This is a genomic window from Gordonia mangrovi (assembly GCF_024734075.1).
GTDB lineage: Bacteria > Actinomycetota > Actinomycetes > Mycobacteriales > Mycobacteriaceae > Gordonia > Gordonia mangrovi.
Genome location: NZ_CP102850.1, coordinates 3,411,075 through 3,427,825, shown reverse-complemented (window position 1 = coordinate 3,427,825; position 16,751 = coordinate 3,411,075). Strand labels below are relative to the sequence as shown.

At 66.3% G+C, this 16,751-nt stretch carries 13 protein-coding genes; 9 read left to right on the top strand and 4 right to left on the bottom strand.

What is annotated here, in order from left to right; all coding sequences use genetic code 11:
• The first annotated feature begins 3 nt into the window (after positions 1-3).
• The 4 genes from NWF22_RS15495 to NWF22_RS15480 all read left to right on the top strand — a co-directional run bounded on the left by NWF22_RS15495 (position 4) and on the right by NWF22_RS15480 (position 4,159).
• A complete protein-coding gene (locus NWF22_RS15495) occupies positions 4-1,473 on the top strand; it encodes an aldehyde dehydrogenase family protein (RefSeq protein WP_160903515.1) in 1,470 nt (489 codons plus the stop codon).
• A complete protein-coding gene (locus NWF22_RS15490) occupies positions 1,473-2,357 on the top strand; it encodes an NAD(P)-dependent oxidoreductase (RefSeq protein ID WP_233751555.1) in 885 nt (294 codons plus the stop codon). The genes NWF22_RS15495 and NWF22_RS15490 overlap by 1 nt, the downstream gene beginning before the upstream one ends.
• 61 nt (positions 2,358-2,418) lie before the next feature.
• On the top strand, positions 2,419-3,627 hold the full coding sequence (locus tag NWF22_RS15485) for a cytochrome P450 (protein WP_160903516.1): 1,209 nt from the start codon (positions 2,419-2,421) through the stop codon (positions 3,625-3,627).
• Position 3,628: 1 nt separating this feature from the next.
• A complete protein-coding gene (locus NWF22_RS15480) occupies positions 3,629-4,159 on the top strand; it encodes a DoxX family protein (RefSeq protein ID WP_258321164.1) in 531 nt (176 codons plus the stop codon).
• Positions 4,160-4,273: 114 nt separating this feature from the next.
• Here the strand turns inward: NWF22_RS15480 and NWF22_RS15475 are convergent, their stop codons facing one another.
• From NWF22_RS15475 to NWF22_RS15460, 4 genes are all read right to left on the bottom strand, one after another.
• The gene (locus tag NWF22_RS15475) at positions 4,274-6,604 is read right to left on the bottom strand and encodes an acyl-CoA dehydrogenase family protein (protein ID WP_160903517.1); all 2,331 of its coding nucleotides are present in this window, start codon (positions 6,602-6,604) and stop codon (positions 4,274-4,276) included.
• A 6-nt stretch (positions 6,605-6,610) separates the two neighbouring features.
• The gene (locus tag NWF22_RS15470) at positions 6,611-7,384 is read right to left on the bottom strand and encodes an enoyl-CoA hydratase-related protein (protein WP_160903518.1); all 774 of its coding nucleotides are present in this window, start codon (positions 7,382-7,384) and stop codon (positions 6,611-6,613) included.
• A complete protein-coding gene (locus NWF22_RS15465; protein ID WP_160903519.1) occupies positions 7,384-8,385 on the bottom strand; it encodes an NAD(P)H-dependent flavin oxidoreductase in 1,002 nt (333 codons plus the stop codon). Before NWF22_RS15465 ends, NWF22_RS15470 begins: the two co-directional genes overlap by 1 nt.
• Positions 8,386-8,522: 137 nt before the next feature.
• Complete coding sequence (locus NWF22_RS15460; protein ID WP_160903722.1) at positions 8,523-9,329, bottom strand: mycofactocin-coupled SDR family oxidoreductase; 807 nt, start codon at positions 9,327-9,329, stop codon at positions 8,523-8,525.
• Positions 9,330-9,688: 359 nt separating this feature from the next.
• On the opposite strand from NWF22_RS15460, the gene NWF22_RS15455 reads away from it, so the two are divergent.
• The 5 genes from NWF22_RS15455 to NWF22_RS15435 all read left to right on the top strand — a co-directional run bounded on the left by NWF22_RS15455 (position 9,689) and on the right by NWF22_RS15435 (position 16,690).
• The gene (locus tag NWF22_RS15455) at positions 9,689-10,936 is read left to right on the top strand and encodes an ABC transporter substrate-binding protein (protein WP_160903520.1); all 1,248 of its coding nucleotides are present in this window, start codon (positions 9,689-9,691) and stop codon (positions 10,934-10,936) included.
• A gap of 44 nt (positions 10,937-10,980) precedes the next feature.
• Positions 10,981-13,752: a branched-chain amino acid ABC transporter permease/ATP-binding protein gene (locus NWF22_RS15450; protein WP_160903521.1), complete on the top strand. Its 2,772-nt coding sequence runs from the start codon at positions 10,981-10,983 to the stop codon at positions 13,750-13,752.
• Positions 13,749-14,516: an ABC transporter ATP-binding protein gene (locus NWF22_RS15445; RefSeq protein WP_160903522.1), complete on the top strand. Its 768-nt coding sequence runs from the start codon at positions 13,749-13,751 to the stop codon at positions 14,514-14,516. Before NWF22_RS15450 ends, NWF22_RS15445 begins: the two co-directional genes overlap by 4 nt.
• Positions 14,517-14,640: 124 nt before the next feature.
• A complete protein-coding gene (locus NWF22_RS15440) occupies positions 14,641-15,918 on the top strand; it encodes an ABC transporter substrate-binding protein (protein ID WP_160903523.1) in 1,278 nt (425 codons plus the stop codon).
• Between the two features lie 271 nt (positions 15,919-16,189).
• Positions 16,190-16,690 carry an NAD(P)H-dependent oxidoreductase gene (locus NWF22_RS15435; protein WP_160903723.1) on the top strand — a complete coding sequence of 167 codons (501 nt, stop codon included), beginning with the start codon at positions 16,190-16,192 and terminating at the stop codon, positions 16,688-16,690.
• Positions 16,691-16,751 lie beyond the last annotated feature (61 nt).

Here is a 16,751-nt window from a genome sequence, read left to right as displayed (position 1 = left end):
ACCATGCTCAAGGAGTATCGTCAGCTGTTCATCGGTGGCGAGTGGATCGATGGCGAGACCGGCGGAGTGCAGTCGGTGGTCAATCCGGCCAACGAGGAGGTCATCGGTGTCGCCCCGGCCGGCAGCCGCGCTGACACCATCCGCGCGATCGAGGCAGCCCGCACGGCGTTCGACGATGGGCCCTGGCCGCGGATGTCTGTCCGGGAACGGTCCGCGGTGCTCGTGCGCATGGCCGAGGTGATGGAGAAGCGCCAGGACGAGATCATCGACCTGAACATCGCCGAAACCGGCTGCACGCGCCCCGGTGCGTCGTCGTTTCAAACCGGGATACCCATCGCCCACTTCCGCGACATGGCAGAACGCGTGCTGCTCACATTTCCGATGGAGACGCCGTTGCCGCCACACGTGGGTATGGGCATCGGTCAGGGAGTCATCCGGCGTGAGCCGTTCGGCGTGGCGGCGCTGGTCTCCGCGTATAACTTCCCGTTCTACCTCAACCTGATGAAACTCGGGCCCGCGCTGGCAGCCGGATGCACGACGGTGCTCAAGCCGGCCCCGAACACGCCGCTGGAGGCGTTCATCCTGGGCGAGATCGCCCAGGAGGCAGGGCTTCCGGACGGGGTGCTCAACATCGTGACCGGTGACACCGCGGCGGCTGCCGAACTGACCTCGAACCCGATGGTGGACGTGGTGAGCTTCACCGGGTCGGATGAGGTGGGCCGGAAAGTGTTCGAACAGGCCGCGCCAACACTCAAGAAGGTCGTGCTCGAACTCGGCGGCAAGTCCGCGAACATCATCTGCGACGATGCCGACCTGAGCCGGGCGATCAGTGGCGTTGTCCGTGACACCATCCTGCATGCCGGACAAGGGTGCGCCTACCTCACCCGGACGCTCGTGCACCGTTCGCGCTACGACGAGTTGGTCGAGATGCTCACGGGCGCATTGGCCGGGGTCACGGTCGGCGACCCGGCTCGGCCGGAGACGACGATGGGCCCACTCGGCAGCGCCGCACAGCGTGATCGCGTCGAGGCACTCATCGCGACCGGCGTCGAGGAGGGAGCGACCATCGCCTTCGGCGGAGGCCGCCCGGCCCATCTCGACAAGGGCTTCTACGTCGAACCGACCCTGTTCGTCGACGTCGACAACTCCATGACCATCGCCCGTCGCGAGTTCTTCGGACCGGTGATGATCGTGATGCCCTTCGACGACGACGAGGAGGCGATCAAGATCGCCAACGACAGCGACTACGGACTGGCCGGCGGAGTGTGGGCACGAGATCCGGTACGTGCGTATCAGCTTGGCCAGGGCCTGCGAACCGGGTACGTCACGATCAACGGCGGCGGTGGCGGTCTCAGCCCCGAGGGGCCGTTCGGCGGCTACAAACGCAGCGGCCTGGGTCGCGAGCGCGGTGCGGCAGGAATGGACGAGTTCCTCCAGACCAAGACGATGGTCTGGGGCGTCGCCTCCGGCTGATGCCGATCGACCCCGAACCACCCAAACCTCTCCCGAAGGACACCATGGACCACTTCCGCATCGGATTCGTCGGGCCCGGAAAGATCGGTGAGCCGATGGTCGAGCGTCTACTCGACGCCGGTCACCCGACGTCGGTCTTCGCCCGGCGCCCCGAGGTTCGCGAACGTCTCGCCCGCCTCGGCGCCCGGACTCCGCCGCGCGTCGAGGCGGTTGCCGACGCCGACGTCGTCATCGCCTGCGTCTTCGACGACACCCAGCTACTCGAGGTCGCACCGACGATCGTCGACCAGATGCCCGCCGGATCGGTGTTCATGTCACACACCACCGGCAGTCCGCACACCATCCGTCGGCTCGAACAGATCGGGCGGGCCGGTTCGGTGTCGGTCGTGGAAGCTCCCTTCAGCGGTACCCCGGCCATCATCCGCCGCGGAGAGCTCACCGTCATGCTCGCCGGCGACACCGAACCGGTGGGCCGTGCCGCAGCGGTTGCCGGCGCGTACGCCGCCCGTATCCATCGCACCGGAGCATTGGGTACCGCACTGTCGGCCAAGCTGATCAACAACACCCTGTTCGCCGCATGCACACAGCTGACATTGTCCGCCTTGCGATCAGCCGAGAAGCTCGGGATCGACGAGACGGCGCTGCTCGATCTGCTCGCCGACTCCAGTGGCGGCAGCGCCGCCGCCCGCTACATCGCCGCGTCCGGCGAGGAGGCAGATGTATACGCCGAGCGCATCACGCATTACCTGACCAAGGACCTCGCCGCGGCGAGTTCAGCCGCCGATGACCTGGGTGCAGATATCGACAACCTGCTGGCTGCAACACGTCTGGGCCCCATGCGCCTTCTCGCCGAGCCCGCACCCACGCCCGTGGATGTGCGTTGACACCCCGGGCAATCGTCGGACTTCAGCCCACCGAGACAACCGACCACCACAGGAGGAGATCATGAGCACCACCGATCAGACGTCCGCAGAAGCACCGACGTGCCCGGTGCACAACTTCAATCACTATGCGGAACTCGACTTCGGCGAGAAGCTGGCCCGCTACGACAGCCTGCGCGACGAGGCGCCCATCATCCGCAACGAATTCGCCAACGGCCACTACATCGTGACCCGCTACGAGGACATCATCAAGGCGTATCAGAATGCCAAGGTGTTCTCGAACACCGCTGTCACGGTGTTCAATCCGAATCCGACGTTCCGGTGGATCCCGCAGATGCTCGACGGTGACGAGCACAAGCAATGGCGCAAGCAGCTCAATCCACTGTTCTCACCGAAGCATGTCGAACGACTCGAGGACAAGGTGCGCGAGCGAGCGGTCTCCCTCATCAAGGAGATCGCCACGAAGGGTCGTTGCGACTTCATGCAGGACTTCGCACTGCAGTACCCGTCGTTCATCTTCCTCGAGCTCATGGGGATGCCGTTCGAGGATCTGGACAAGTTCCTGCATTGGGAAGACGAGATCCTACATGTCTCCGGCGATGCCGAAGAGACCGCACGCCGCCGCGGTGTGGCCACCGTCGAACTCACCGAATACTTCCGCGTTCTCATCGACGAGCGACGCAAGGAGCCGCAGGACGACCTGATCAGCAAGGCCATCGAGTTCGAGATCGACGGCAAACCGGCCACTCAGGAGGACCTGGAGTCGTTCTGCATCCTGATGTTCATGGCCGGACTGGACACCGTCACCGCCACCCTGGGAACGACATTCCTGCACCTGTCGACGCACCAGGAGGACCGTCAGGCCATCGTCGATGACCCCGACCTCATCCCTTCGGCCATCGAAGAGATGCTGCGCGCGTTCGCAATCGTGATTCCTTCACGAAAAGTGTTGGAGGACGTCGAGATCGCTGGTTGTCCGGTCAAGGCCGGCGAGATGGTGTGTCTGCCGCTCAATCTGGCCACCCGCGACGAGGCGGCGTTCGACGACGCCAAGGAGGTGCAGCTCGACCGCAGCCCCAACAACCACATCGCGTTCGGCGCGGGCCCGCACCGCTGCCTCGGCTCGCACCTGGCCCGACGTGAGCTGCGGATAGCACTGGAGGAGTGGCACCGCCTCATCCCGAACTACCGGCTGGCGGCCGATTCGCATCCCACGGAGTCGGGAGGACAGCTCGGACCCAACGGCAACATCTTCCTCGAATGGGACGTCTAGGGTGAGCGGTGTTCTGCCCGGATCGAAGACAACATCCGGTGTCGGCTCGATCGCCCCGCTGCTGCTACGGGGTGCCATCGGCGGGACGCTGATCGCGCACGGCGTCAAACACGCGCGATCGCTGTCCGGGACCGCGGGATGGTTCGGCTCCATCGGTTTTCGGCAGCCGCGCATCCAGGCTGTCTCGAGTGCGGTCGTCGAGGTGGGTGCCGGAGGCGCCATCGTACTCGGAGCCGCCACACCGGCGGCCGCGGCCGCCGGCATCGGGACCATGGCCGTCGCTGCCCGGTCGGTGCACGTACGCAACGGCTTCTTCATCACCGCCGAGGGTTGGGAGTACGTCACCAACCTCGCAGTGGCGTCGGCAGTTCTGGCCGGCACCGGTCCCGGCCGGTGGAGCGTCGACCGGGCGCTCGGCTGGGATCGGCGCCTCACCGGAGACCGAGCACTGGTGACGTCCCTCGCGCTCGGTCTGGGCGCGGCCACCGCGCAACTCGCGGCGTTCTACCGTGACCCCGATTCCGGAGACTGAGGGGTTCCCGGAAGGATCCGCTTCCGCGCAGGGCGGTTGACACAGGGCCCGTAGGCAATCACTTGCCAACGGGCCCTGTGTACTGCCGCCAACAGATGACGCGCGTCGGCCGAATCAGGCGGATTCGATCCGAGAGATAACGTGTTCGGCCGCTTGGTCGCGCAACGCCTCGGGCCTGGCACAACACGCCTCGTTCGAGAGCGCCCGACGGAGCAGAAGGTGAGCCGGATGCTCCCACGTGAACCCGATGCCGCCGTGCACCTGGATGCACGACTCCGTCACACGTACGGCCGCACTGAGGGCCTGCGCTGCCGCGAGAAGCACTGCAGGCTCGGCGTTGTCGGGGTCAGACTCGACGGCTGCGGCGGCCTGGACCTGATTGCGCGCGCTCTCGGTATCGACGAGCATGTCGGCGCACCGATGCGACACCGCCTGGAACTCGCCGATCGGCCGGCCGAACTGTTCGCGTTGTCCAGCCCAGTCGACCGCCATCGCCACCGCGCGGGCGGCCACGCCGACCGAATCGGCCGCGATCATCAGCAAGGCGACCCGGTGGGCGTACACACTCGCGCGGCGAGCGGTGTCACCCGAGGCCACGACCGTCCCAGTGACACCGTCGAGGTTCACCTGGGCGGCCGAGGCCGTGAGGTCGAGCGGTTCCTCCGGAATGAGCTGCACGTCGGCCTGCTCCACCACGGCGATCACGAGCTCACCCGAATCGGCTTCCCGCGCGAGGACGACGAGGACGTCGGCGTCGGGCGCTCCGACCACACGACCGACGGTGCCGGACAGTACCCCCTCGGCGATGGTCACGAGTCCCGCGGGGTCGGCGCTCGCGCCGATGCGCCAGCCTGCGTCGTCGGTTGCGACCACCACCACCGCGCGCTCCCCATCGATGAGTCGGCGGGCGTGCTCTTGTGCGCCCGCCTCGGTCAACAGTGCGAGTGCAGAGATGGTGGGCACCAAAGGAACCGGCGCAAGGTGGTAGGCGGCCTCTTCGACCGCGGCACACAGCAGGCCCAGCGGCGCTCCTCCCCCACCCCACGCCTGCGCCGCAGCCAGGCCCGGTAGGCCGAAATCGACGAGCGACATCCACGTCTGCGCACGATCCACCTCACCGCTCACCAGCCGATCGGGAGCCACCAGCGCGGCCACCATGTCGGCGACCGTCTCCCGGACGACGGCCTCATCGGGATCGGGTGCCGCCAACGGCCGCCCCGGCGCAACCGCAGGCGCACGACGACCCTCGCCGCGGTGCGACGGAAGCCCCAGCACCGATTCCGCGATGGTGTTGCGCTGGATCTCCGCCGTACCCGCGCCGATGGTTGATGCGCGGGTCATCATGTAGCCGTGGGTCCATCGTCCGCCGTCGACGGCGCCGAATGAGCGGCCACCGAGGACCGCACCGGGGCCGGTCAAGCGCAACGCCAATCGGTGCATCCGTTGCTCGAACTCGGATTTGACCAAGCGGTTGATGGAAGCCACACTGCCCGGATCCTCGCCCCGCAGAACGGCCCCCAGCGCCCGAGCGCTGTTCGTCGCGATCGTCGCCACATCGGTTTCGAGTTCGGCGATCCGCTGCCGCACGAGTGCGTCGTCGCGGTACCCCTGCGCGATGGCGAGACGCACCACCTTGTCGACGGTCGTCCGGTATTTGAACTCGTCGGCAAGAAAGGCGGTGGCGCGCTCATGCCCGAGGGAGGTGCGCATGATCGACCAGCCGCCGCCCTCGTCGCCGACCCGATTCGCCACCGGAACCACCACATCGTCGAAGAACACCTCGGCAAAGTGCCGCCCACCGGCCGCATCCCGTAGCGGACGGACCTCGACACCCGGTGAATCCATCGCGATGAGCAGATAGGTGACACCGGATGTGCCACGTCCTGGCTCGCCGGTACGCACCAATGCGAACATCCAGTCGGCACGGTCGGCCATCGTGGTCCAGATCTTCTGCCCGGTGACTCGGTAGTGGTCGCCCTCGCGCACAGCACGCGTCGACAGCGAGGCGAGGTCGCTGCCCGCGCCCGGCTCGGAGAATCCCTGACACCAGAACTCGTCGGCGCGAAGGAGTGGCTCGAGGTATCGCTGTCGCTGCGCATCGGTGCCGTGCACGATCAGCGTCGGCGCGACAATGAAGGACAGGCTGCACGGATGTTTCGGTGCACCGGCCGCGGTCATCATCCGGTAGTAGTCGAGTTGATCGGTGAGGTCGAGGCCCAACCCACCCACTGCCTCCGGCCAGCCCGGCGCAGCCAGACCGGCATCCACGAGCTCGGATTGCCAGGCGACCGCCGCGGCGAAGCGTTCGTGCGACGTGGCGGGCCGCGGCCGACGCCGGAAGTCGTCGAGTAGCGCGCCAAGGCGTTCACGCCAGGAGGAATCCGGCTCGTGGGCCGAGGTCGCGGCGCCGCGGGTCGCACGGCCGGGTGTGGCAGATGTGGTCATCGTGCTTCACTCCCCGATTGTCGAACGTTGTCTGCCGTAGCGCGCCCCGATCTCTCCACCGCTGGTGCGAAACGACACCGCGGCCTCGGCCTCAAGCGCCAGTGCCTGGGTGACCGACGCGCCGGCACCGTCCTTGAGCAGTCGCAGCATGCGTTGCACCGCACCGGGATGCCCGCCGGCGATGGCGTGCGCGATCTCCAGGGTCCGTTCCATCAGCCGATCGTGGTCGACGACCTCGTTGGCCAGACCCAGCCGCAGCGCAGTCTGGGCATCGAACGGTTCACCGCCGAGGATGATCTGGATCGCGGCCGCCAACCCGACCGTTCGGGGCAGCAGCGCACTGCCACCCCATCCGTTGAGCAGCCCGATCTGCGCATGCGTGTCGGCGAACACGGCTTCCTCGGACGCGATGATGAAGGAGCAGTTCACCGCGAACTCGAAACCGCCGGTATAGCAGGGTCCGTTGACCGCGGCGATCACCGGTTTGGAGATCGCCCGCAGCACCTGGGTGGGGGTGGGTCCCTCGGTCCTCGGCGACGGACCCGCCAGCGCCTCGGGCAGATCCACCCCCGACGAGAACGACGACCCAGCGCCCGTGACGACCACCGCGCGAATCTCGTCGTCGGCGTCGGCGCGCCACAGTTCCTTCTTGATCGATTTGCGCATGGCACGGTTGATGGCATTGCGCCGGTCCGGCCTGTTCAGGGTCATCACAGCGACGTTGCCGTCCCGTTCGACGAGCACCGGGGCATCCGGCTCGTCCGTCCGATCGCCGCCCATCAGCTCGCCCCCCTGGCCACGGCTGCGTCGGCGACCACGACGCGGCCGTCGAGGCCCCGTATCACCGATTCCGCATCGGTTGCGATGCGGCGCACCAATTCCCCGGCGGAGGGTATGTCGTGGATGAGACCCTGCGACAGTCCCACCGTCCACACGCCGAGTTCGGGGTCGCCTTCGGCGAAGACCCGCCGTCCACGCACTCCTGCCACCAGGTCCTTGATGTCCCGGAACCGTCCGCCCTGCCCGAGGATGTCGATCACCTCGTCGCTCACCGTGTTACGAGCGACCCTCATGCTGTTGCGCAACTGACGCATGATCAGGCGGGTGTCCTTCTCCGTACCGCCGACGATGAGCTGTTTGATGTTGTCGTGCACCGGACTCTCCTCGGTACACATGAAGCGGGTTCCCATGTTGATGCCGTCGGCGCCGAGCGCGAGCGCCGCGGCCAGCCCACGGCCATCGGCGAATCCGCCAGACGCGACGAAGGGGATGGACAGCGCATCCGCCGTGGCCGGGATCAACACGAGCCCGGGGATGTCGTCCTCCCCCGGATGGCCGGCGCACTCGAAGCCGTCGATGCTGACCGCGTCCGCGCCGATCCGCTGGGCCTTGAGCGCGTGAGCGACACTGGTGCACTTGTGGATCACCTTGATCCCGTGCTCCTTGAAGTGCTCGATGTGCACGGTGGGATCGGACCCGGCGGTCTCCACGACCGAGATGCCCGATTCGATGATCACCCGCCGGTACTCGGCGAAGGGCGGCGGGTTGATCGACAACGTCAGAGTGATGTTGACGCCGAAGGGCCTATCGGTGAGCGCTCGGCAGCGCGCGATCTCGGCGGCGAGGTCGTCGGGGGTCGGCTGGGTCAGCGCGGTGATAATGCCCAGGCCACCGGCGTTGGAGACCGCCGCCGCCAGTTCGGCGCGACCGACGAACATCATCCCACCCTGGACGACGGGATGGTCGATCCCGAACTGTTCGGTGAATCGTGTTGTGAGCATGGACAACTCCTGTCGCGAGCAGAGGCCATCGGACATGCGCCGCGCCGCTGTGCAGATACCTATCTAACATAGTTCACTATGTCTGCTCCGGCAACAAGCGTCGGGCTCCGACTTGGCGCCCGGCGTCCCGCGGGACACTAGCGATTGGCACGACCGAGGTCGACGGGCAACTGAACCCCGGTCACATGCCGCGCCTCGTCAGACGCCAGCCAGGCGATCGCCGCCGCGATGTCGTCGGCCTGGCTGATCCGATCCGGCAGAGTGGCCTGATAGAAGGGCGCATACGCCGGCGTCGCCTCCAGTTGCGGGTGGAGTTCGGCCACCTTGAGTCCGGTCTCCACCCCGAACGGATGTATCGAATTCACCCGAATACGGTGCATGCCGAGCTCATTGGCCAGCACCTTCGCCAGGCCCGTGACGCCGTGCTTCGCCGACACGTAGTCAGCCAGCAGCGGCAGGCCACGTAGCCCCGCGGTGGAACTGACGAAGACGATCGCACCGCCGGTCGCCTGTTCGATCATCGCCGGAATCGCTGCCTTCGCCGTGTAGAAGGCGCCGGTCAGGTTCACGCCGATCGATGCCTCCCAGTTCTCCGGTGTGATCTCCCAGGCAGGGGCCGCGGTGGTCATACCCGCGTTGGCCACCACCACATCGAGCCGCCCCAACTCGGAGAGACCCTCCTCGACAGTCGACCGCATGCCCGCGAAGTCACGAACATCCGTCTGCGAGCTGACGATGCGGCGGCCATGCTTCTCGACCAGGCGAACGGTCTCGGCCAGATCCTCGGGCGACGCGCCCGGATACTGCGTGGTCGGCAAGTCTGCACAGATGTCGACGGCGATGACGTCGGCACCCTCGGCGGCGAGCCGGACCGCCACCGCACGACCCTGCCCCCTCGCCGCACCGGTGACCAGCGCCACCTTCCCGACGTAGCGCTGCGCCACCGGCTCCGCCGGAACCGCCGCCCCCTGGACCTCGAGTACCTCACCGCTGGTCACGTGCCCCACTCCCTTCACATCCAGTAGCACTTATATGACTATGTTAACTCACAAAACGAACTCGTGAGGATGGATATGCGAATTCGACACACATTCCAGCCCACCCGAACACAGGAACACCGGGATGCAGGCCCGGCGACGGCCGATGCGAGATCAGAAAGCTGGCGCGAAGTAGTGACATCCGCCCGACGACTATGCAATAGTGACTCATCACACATAGTTATCTAGGTCATCTACGCGAGATAGGACGATCTCGAGAGTCCTCTCCGCGACCGGTGCGACCTGCGAGACCGAAAAGGAAGCAGATGAATCCCCTGCGTGGACTTCGTCCCGGCAAACTACTGACCGCGACGACCGCCGTCGTCGCCCTGACACTGATGGCCGGCTGTTCCGACGACAACGGCGCCTCCTCGTCCGGCGAGTCCGGCGTCGCACAACCGTCCGCATCGTTCCCGGGCAACGCGGCATCCGGCACGCCCATCAGGATCGGGTTGATCAACAATGAAGGCGGCCAGACCATCTCACAGCCCGACAATCGGATGGCCGCCGAAGCCGCGGCGGACTACGCCAACGATCAGCTCGGCGGCATCGGCGGATATCCGATCGAGCTCGTCACCTGCCTCAACGCGGAAGAGCCGGCCTCGGCACGCGACTGCGCCAATCGCATGGTCGAGAGCGATGTATCCGCGGTCGTGGTCACCACCACCGGTCAGGGCGACATCCTGGTGCCGATCATCACCGGGGCGGGTATCCCCTATGTGTCCGCGTCGGGACAGAGCATGCAGGAGCTGACCAACGAGAACTCGTTCCTGTGGTCCGGCGGGTTCCCGTCGAGCCTGCAGGCAATGGCCGCGCACGCCAAGACCGAGAACATGAAGAACGTCACGGCGTTCACCATCGATGTGCCGGCCGCGGTGAGTGGCCTCCAGGCTTTCGGTGCGGCCGCGTTCGAGGCCAACGGCGTGAATCTCAACATCGTGACCATTCCCCCGGGGACCCCGGACTCCACTCCGCAGGTCAGTGCAGGCCTGGCCGACTCCCCGGAGGGGGTCGTCGTGGTCGGCGAGGGAACGCTGTGCACATCTGCGCTGAAATCGTTGGGCACGCTGGGATACGACGGCGAGAAGATGGGCATCCAGGCCTGCGCGACACCGGATGTCGTCGCATCTGTCGGCCCATCGATCAACGGTACGAAGATCTTCACCGCTGCGATGACCACCGGCGATGACCCCGAAGCCGAGCTGTATCGCAGCGTCATCGACAAATACAACCCGGAGACCGATATCTCGGGTTACGCCTACGTCGGGTATCAGGGCGTTCTGGGACTGGTCCGGGCCACGCAGTCGCTCGACGGGACCGACACCGCTCCCGCCGCGATCGCAGCCGCCATCCGGTCCGCGCAGGACGTGGTCCTACCCGCCGGCGATGGTCTGACATTCACGTGCAATGGCAGCGCCAACCCACAGCTGCCTGCCGTGTGCGGGAAGGGATCTGTCGTCGCCACCCTCGACGACGGCAACCTGACCGAGGCCGCGATCGTCGGCGGCGAGTAGCACCAACCCGATCACCATCTGCCACCAGCATCGAAGAGATTCCCATGACACAAGACATCCAATTCCTGATGCTGGGCCTGGGCAATGGGGCCGTGTACGCGGCGCTCGCCCTCGCCCTCGTGATGACCTATCGCAGTTCAGGCGTCGTGAACTTCGCCACCGGCGCAATCGCGCTCTACGTGGCCTACACCTATGCCTATCTCCGCGATGGCGAGCTGCTCATACCGATCCCGGGCTTCCCCACCACCCTCGACCTCGGCGGCGCACTGGGGTTGTTCCCCGCGATGGCGATCTCGCTACTGATCGCCGCCGGCCTTGGTGCATTGCTCTACTTCGCGGTCTTTCGCCTGCTGCGCACCGCACCGGCGACGGCGAAGGCCGTCGCGTCCATCGCGCTGATGCTTGCCATCCAGGCGCTGCTCGCCGCGCGCATCGGCACCACGCCGGTGACCGTCGACCCGATCCTGCCGACCGGCATCTTCGAGATCGGCGACATCCGGGTCCCGGCCGACCGCCTCTGGTTCGCCGGCCTCATCGTGGTGATCACCGTCCTGCTGATCCTGGCGTTCCGACTCACCCGGTTCGGACTGGCGACCAGAGCTGCCGCAGAATCCGAGACCGGAGCGCTGGTGACCGGGTTGTCGCCGGAGCGCATCGCCTATGCCAATTGGGCTCTGAGCACCATGGTCGCGGGCCTGTCGGGCATATTGATCGCACCCATCGTCCCGCTCATCCCGGTCTCCTACACGTTGTTCATCGTGCCCGCACTGGCCGCCGCGTTGGTCGGCAACTTCAGCGCGATCGGCCCCGCCGTCGCGGCCGGCCTCGGCATCGGCGTGCTGCAGTCGGAGATGACACATCTGCAGTCCACGGTCGACTGGATCCCGCAATCCGGTGTCGCCGAACTGATCCCCCTGGCCATCATGCTGCTCTTCCTCGTGTTCCGCGGCAAACCGCTGCCCACGCGTGGAGCGATCATCCAGAACACGCTGGGTGTGGCGCGGCGCCCGCGGAACGTCGGGGTGGTCGCCACCGTGTGGACCGTGATCGCGCTCGGATTCCTCGTATTCACCGAGGGCAGCTATCGCGGCGCGATCATCATGACGTTCACGCTGGCCATCATCGCCCTGTCACAGGTCGTGGTCACCGGTTTCGCCGGCCAGATCTCGCTGGCGCAGCTGACACTGGGCGGCGTTGCAGCGTTCATGCTCAGCCGGTTCACGATGGACATGGGGATAGCCTTCCCGATTGCCCCGATCCTCGCGGCGTTGGTCGCCACGGTTGTCGGCGTCGTGGTCGGCCTTCCGGCGCTACGTATCCGGGGCTTGCCGGTGGCTGTGGTCACGCTCGGCCTGGCGGTGTTCCTGGAAGCCTTCTGGTTCCGCAACAACAGCCTCAACGGCGGCATCGACGGCGCCAAGGTCGAGCCCCCATCGTTGTTCGGCATCGACCTGGGTATCGGCGTCGGTGACTCCTACCCGCGCATCTCGTTCGGAATCGTCTGCCTGGCCGTCCTCGTGGCGCTTGCACTCGCCGTCGTCGCCCTGCGGACCAGCCGCCTCGGTGCGTCGATGCTCGCGGTCCGCGCGAACGAGCGTTCGGCGGCGGCCTCAGGGATCAACGTGTCCGGTATCAAACTGGTCGCATTCGCCATCGGCGCGTTCATCGCCGGTATCGGCGGGTCGCTGATGGCCTACCAGCAGACCATGGCCGTTCCCGAGGCCTTCACCGCCATCGGCGGCATCGCGATGTTCGCCATCTGCTATCTCGCGGGGATCACCTGTGTGTCCGGAGCGATGCTGGCCGGCGTGATGGGGGCCGGTGGCATCATGTTCGTATTCCTCGACCGCGTCGCCAACGTCGGCGAGTACTACCACGTCATCACCGGAATCCTGCTGGTGGTCACCATTATCGCGAGTCCCGAGGGCATCATCTCGGGTGTCTACAAGCGGATAGATCAGCTCAAGGCGCGATTCGGCAAGTCCACGGACGCCACGATCGAGACCGACCTCGACGTATCCCTGGACCCAGAGGACGTCGCTGCTCGCGGCCCGGCCCGCGAGATCGGGGAGGTGATCCTCTCCGCCCAGGGTGTCGGCGTCCACTACGGCGGCGTCACCGCACTCGACGACGTGTCCTTCGATGTCCGAGACGGCGAGATCATCGGACTCATCGGACCCAACGGTGCCGGCAAGACCACCTTCATCGACGCGATCAGTGGTTTCGCCGAAGCCGAGGGCAGGGTCAGCCTCGAAGGTCGTCCGCTGGCGAAACTCCGCCCGCACCAGCGCAGTCGGGCCGGCCTGGGGCGGACCTTCCAGGGCATCGATCTCTACGACGACCTGTCCGTCGGTGAGAACGTCGAGGTCGGTACCACGGCGTCGCGACATCGGCGAGGTGGACGTCCACACCTGGATGCGGCACAGATGACCCGGCTGTTCGAGGTGTTGCATCTCGACAAGGTGCTCGACCGCCCGGTCCGCGAGCTCTCCCAGGGACAGCGCCAATTGGTCTCGGTTGCACGGGCACTCGCCGGACGGCCACGTGTGGTGCTCCTCGACGAGCCGGCGGCCGGCCTGGACACGGGCGAGAGTCAATGGCTCGGTCACCGTCTCCGCGCCATCCGTGACAACGGCACCACCATCGTCATGGTCGACCACGACATGGAGCTCGTTCTCGAGGTATGCGACCGAATCGTGGTCCTCGACCTCGGTCGGCCGATCGCCGTCGGCACACCCGATGAGGTGCGGCGCAATCCCGACGTGACCCGCGCCTACCTCGGAGCAACCCACAGCGGACAGGAGCTGCACGCATGACCACGGTACTTCGATGTGACGATCTCGCAGCGGGCTACACGAAGGGCAGGCCCTGTGTCCGAGGCCTCGATCTCGAACTGAACAACGGACAGATCCTGGCGATGCTGGGGCCGAACGGCGCCGGCAAGACGACCGTCCTGCTGACCATGGCGGGCCTGTTGCCGAGCCTCGATGGGGCCGTCGAGGTCAACGGCACGAGGCTACATCCCGGAGACGCGCGCGGTACTTCGCGTGCCGGGCTCGTGCTCGTCCCCGACAACCGAGCCCTGTTCACCACGCTCACGGTGGCGGAGAACCTTCGTCTGGCCGTGTCGGCCCGCCGCACATGGACAAAGGAGCGCGATAGAATCCTCAATTACTTTCCTGCGCTTGGTGATCGACTGAAGGTTGCGGCGGGCGCACTATCTGGCGGCGAGCAGCAGATGCTGGCCATCGGACGGGCACTCGCCCAGAACCCGAGTGTGCTGCTCATCGACGAGATGAGCATGGGACTTGCGCCGGTGATCGTGGAACGCCTGTTGCCGGTGATGCGGCAGGTCGCCGACGACACCGACACCGCGATCGTCCTGGTCGAGCAGCATGTCGCCCTCGCACTCGAGGTCGCCGACACTGCCGTCGTCCTACGCCACGGCGAGAAGGTCCTCGAAGGAGACGCGGCCGAGCTCAAGGCCGATCCGGCGCGCATCGAACAGGCCTACCTCGGTGAACACGCAGACCCCGGGGGTGGTGTCGGTGCGGCGCTTCCCGCCGATGCCGTGAAGTGATCGACAGGCCCCGCTGGCTGACCGAAGACGCAGCGAATCAATCAATTTCGCGCATGTATACGAATTCAAGAATCCCGATGACAGATCAAGGAACGGCACGAGCCGTACGTCGAAAGGTAACCTCATGAAGACCCCTCGTCGAACCAGGACCCTGCGGCTCGCAGCAGCCGTCGCGTCCGCAACGGTGGTATTCGCGACCATGACCGCATGCAGTAGTGACGATGAAGATGGTTCCGCCGACGGCGGCACCGGTGCCGACTCGACCGCTGCCGTCCCCTCCGGGGCCTACGCCGGCAACGCGGCCTCGGGTGAACCGGTGAAGATCGGACTCATCACGAATGAGGGCGGACAGGCGATCTCACAGCCGGAAACGCGCGAGGCCGCCGAGGCCGCCACCGCGTACGCCAACGCCAATCTCGGCGGGATCGCAGGCCGCCCGATCGAATTGGTGGTCTGCAAGACGCAGGAAGAACCAACAGCGGCACGCAACTGTGCGAATCAGATGGTCGAGCAGAACCTGCCCGCAGTGGTCGTCACCAGCACGGGACTGGGCAGCATCATCAACCCGATCATCACCGGCGCCGGAATTCCCTACGCCACCGCCCTCGGCGGCAGCCCGGCGGAGATCATGAGTGAGAACTCCTTCGTCTGGACTGCCGGTTCCAACACCACCCAGGCGATGGCCGCCTATGGCGAGGAGCAGGGCTGGAAAACGGCTGTCGCCTATAGCATTGACAGTCCTGCCGCCACCGGGACGCTGGAACGGATGGGCGGCCCGGCCTTCCGCTCCAAAGGCATGGAGTTCGAGCTCATCACCATCCCGTTCGGCTCCCCCGACGCCACCCCGCAGGTCAGTGCCGGATTGGACAAGGACCCGCAGGGCGTCCTGGTCTACGGGGAATCCACTGTCTGCACGTCGGTTCTCAAGGCGCTGAGCACGCTGGGGTCGACTGCACAACCGATGTCACCGCAGACCTGCGCGGCGCCCGAGGTGGTCTCGGCGGTCGGTCCGGCCGCGGTGGAGGACATGAAGATCTTCAGCAGCGGCGACTCGGTCTCCGACAACCCCGAGTCGGTCCTGTTCCGCGAGGTCATGGCCGAATACGCCCCCGACACCCCCATCGAGGGCTTCGCGGTCACCGGCTACCAGAGCATGCTCGGCTTCGTGCGGGCTGTCGAGGGTCTGACCGGTGACGTCACGAAGGAAACCGTGGGCGACGCGCTGCGCAGTGCCACCGATGTACCGCTGCCCGCCGGCGACGGCATCACCTTCACCTGCAACGGCACGGCGATCCCCGGCATGCAAGCGATCTGCGGCAACCAGATGATCGTGCTGACCATGAAGGACGGCGAACTGACCAATCCCGAACCGGTCAGTGTGGTTCCCCCACAGCAGTCATGACAACGACTCTGGTTGTTCGCTGATCAGCTCCAGTGCCGCGGCGCCCGATCTCTACGTGCGGGCGCCGCGGTTGCTGCCTGAGTCTGCTTTGCCACCGAGGTCGCCACCGCGGTGAGCGACGAAATCGGATCCGAACACGCCGCTCTGCGGATCTCCCCTGTATTTGCGGTCCAATACGCCACGATCTCGCAGTAGAGCATCGTGCCTTCCGCGGTCTCCACCGTCAGTTCACCGGACACACACGAATGTCAGGAGTCTGAACCCGATGTCCATCACCACGGCCGTCGTCGTCGGCAACCCCAAGCCGGCCAGCCGGACGCTCACTGCCGCCACTCACGTCGTACGCGAGCTCACCGGTGCCGAACCGACACTGGTAGTCGATCTGGCCACGCTCGGCTCGGCTGTCCTCGACTGGTCCGACCCCGACGTCAACAGTTTGGTCGAGCAGGTAGGCGCATCGGATCTCGTGGTCTTCGCAAGTCCAACCTTCAAGGCCGCCTACACCGGCCTGCTCAAGGTGTTCCTGGACCGGTTCGCCGGCGGAAGTGGACTGTCCAACATCGCGATCCCACTCATGCTCGGCGCCAATACGACACATTCCCTCGCCCCCGAACTGTCGTTGAGACCGGTGCTCACCGAGATCGGCGGCACAGTTCCCGGGCGGGGCCTGTACGTCATCGACTCGGCCCACGACGATCCGGCGACCTACACCGAGTGGCTGGATGCGACCCGGCCGGCGGTGAACGCGCTCCTGGCCGCATCCGCGAGGTAGTCATACGATCGTCGACCAGCCAGCCATCCCGCGGTCGGAGACCTCGAGGCGGACTACAACG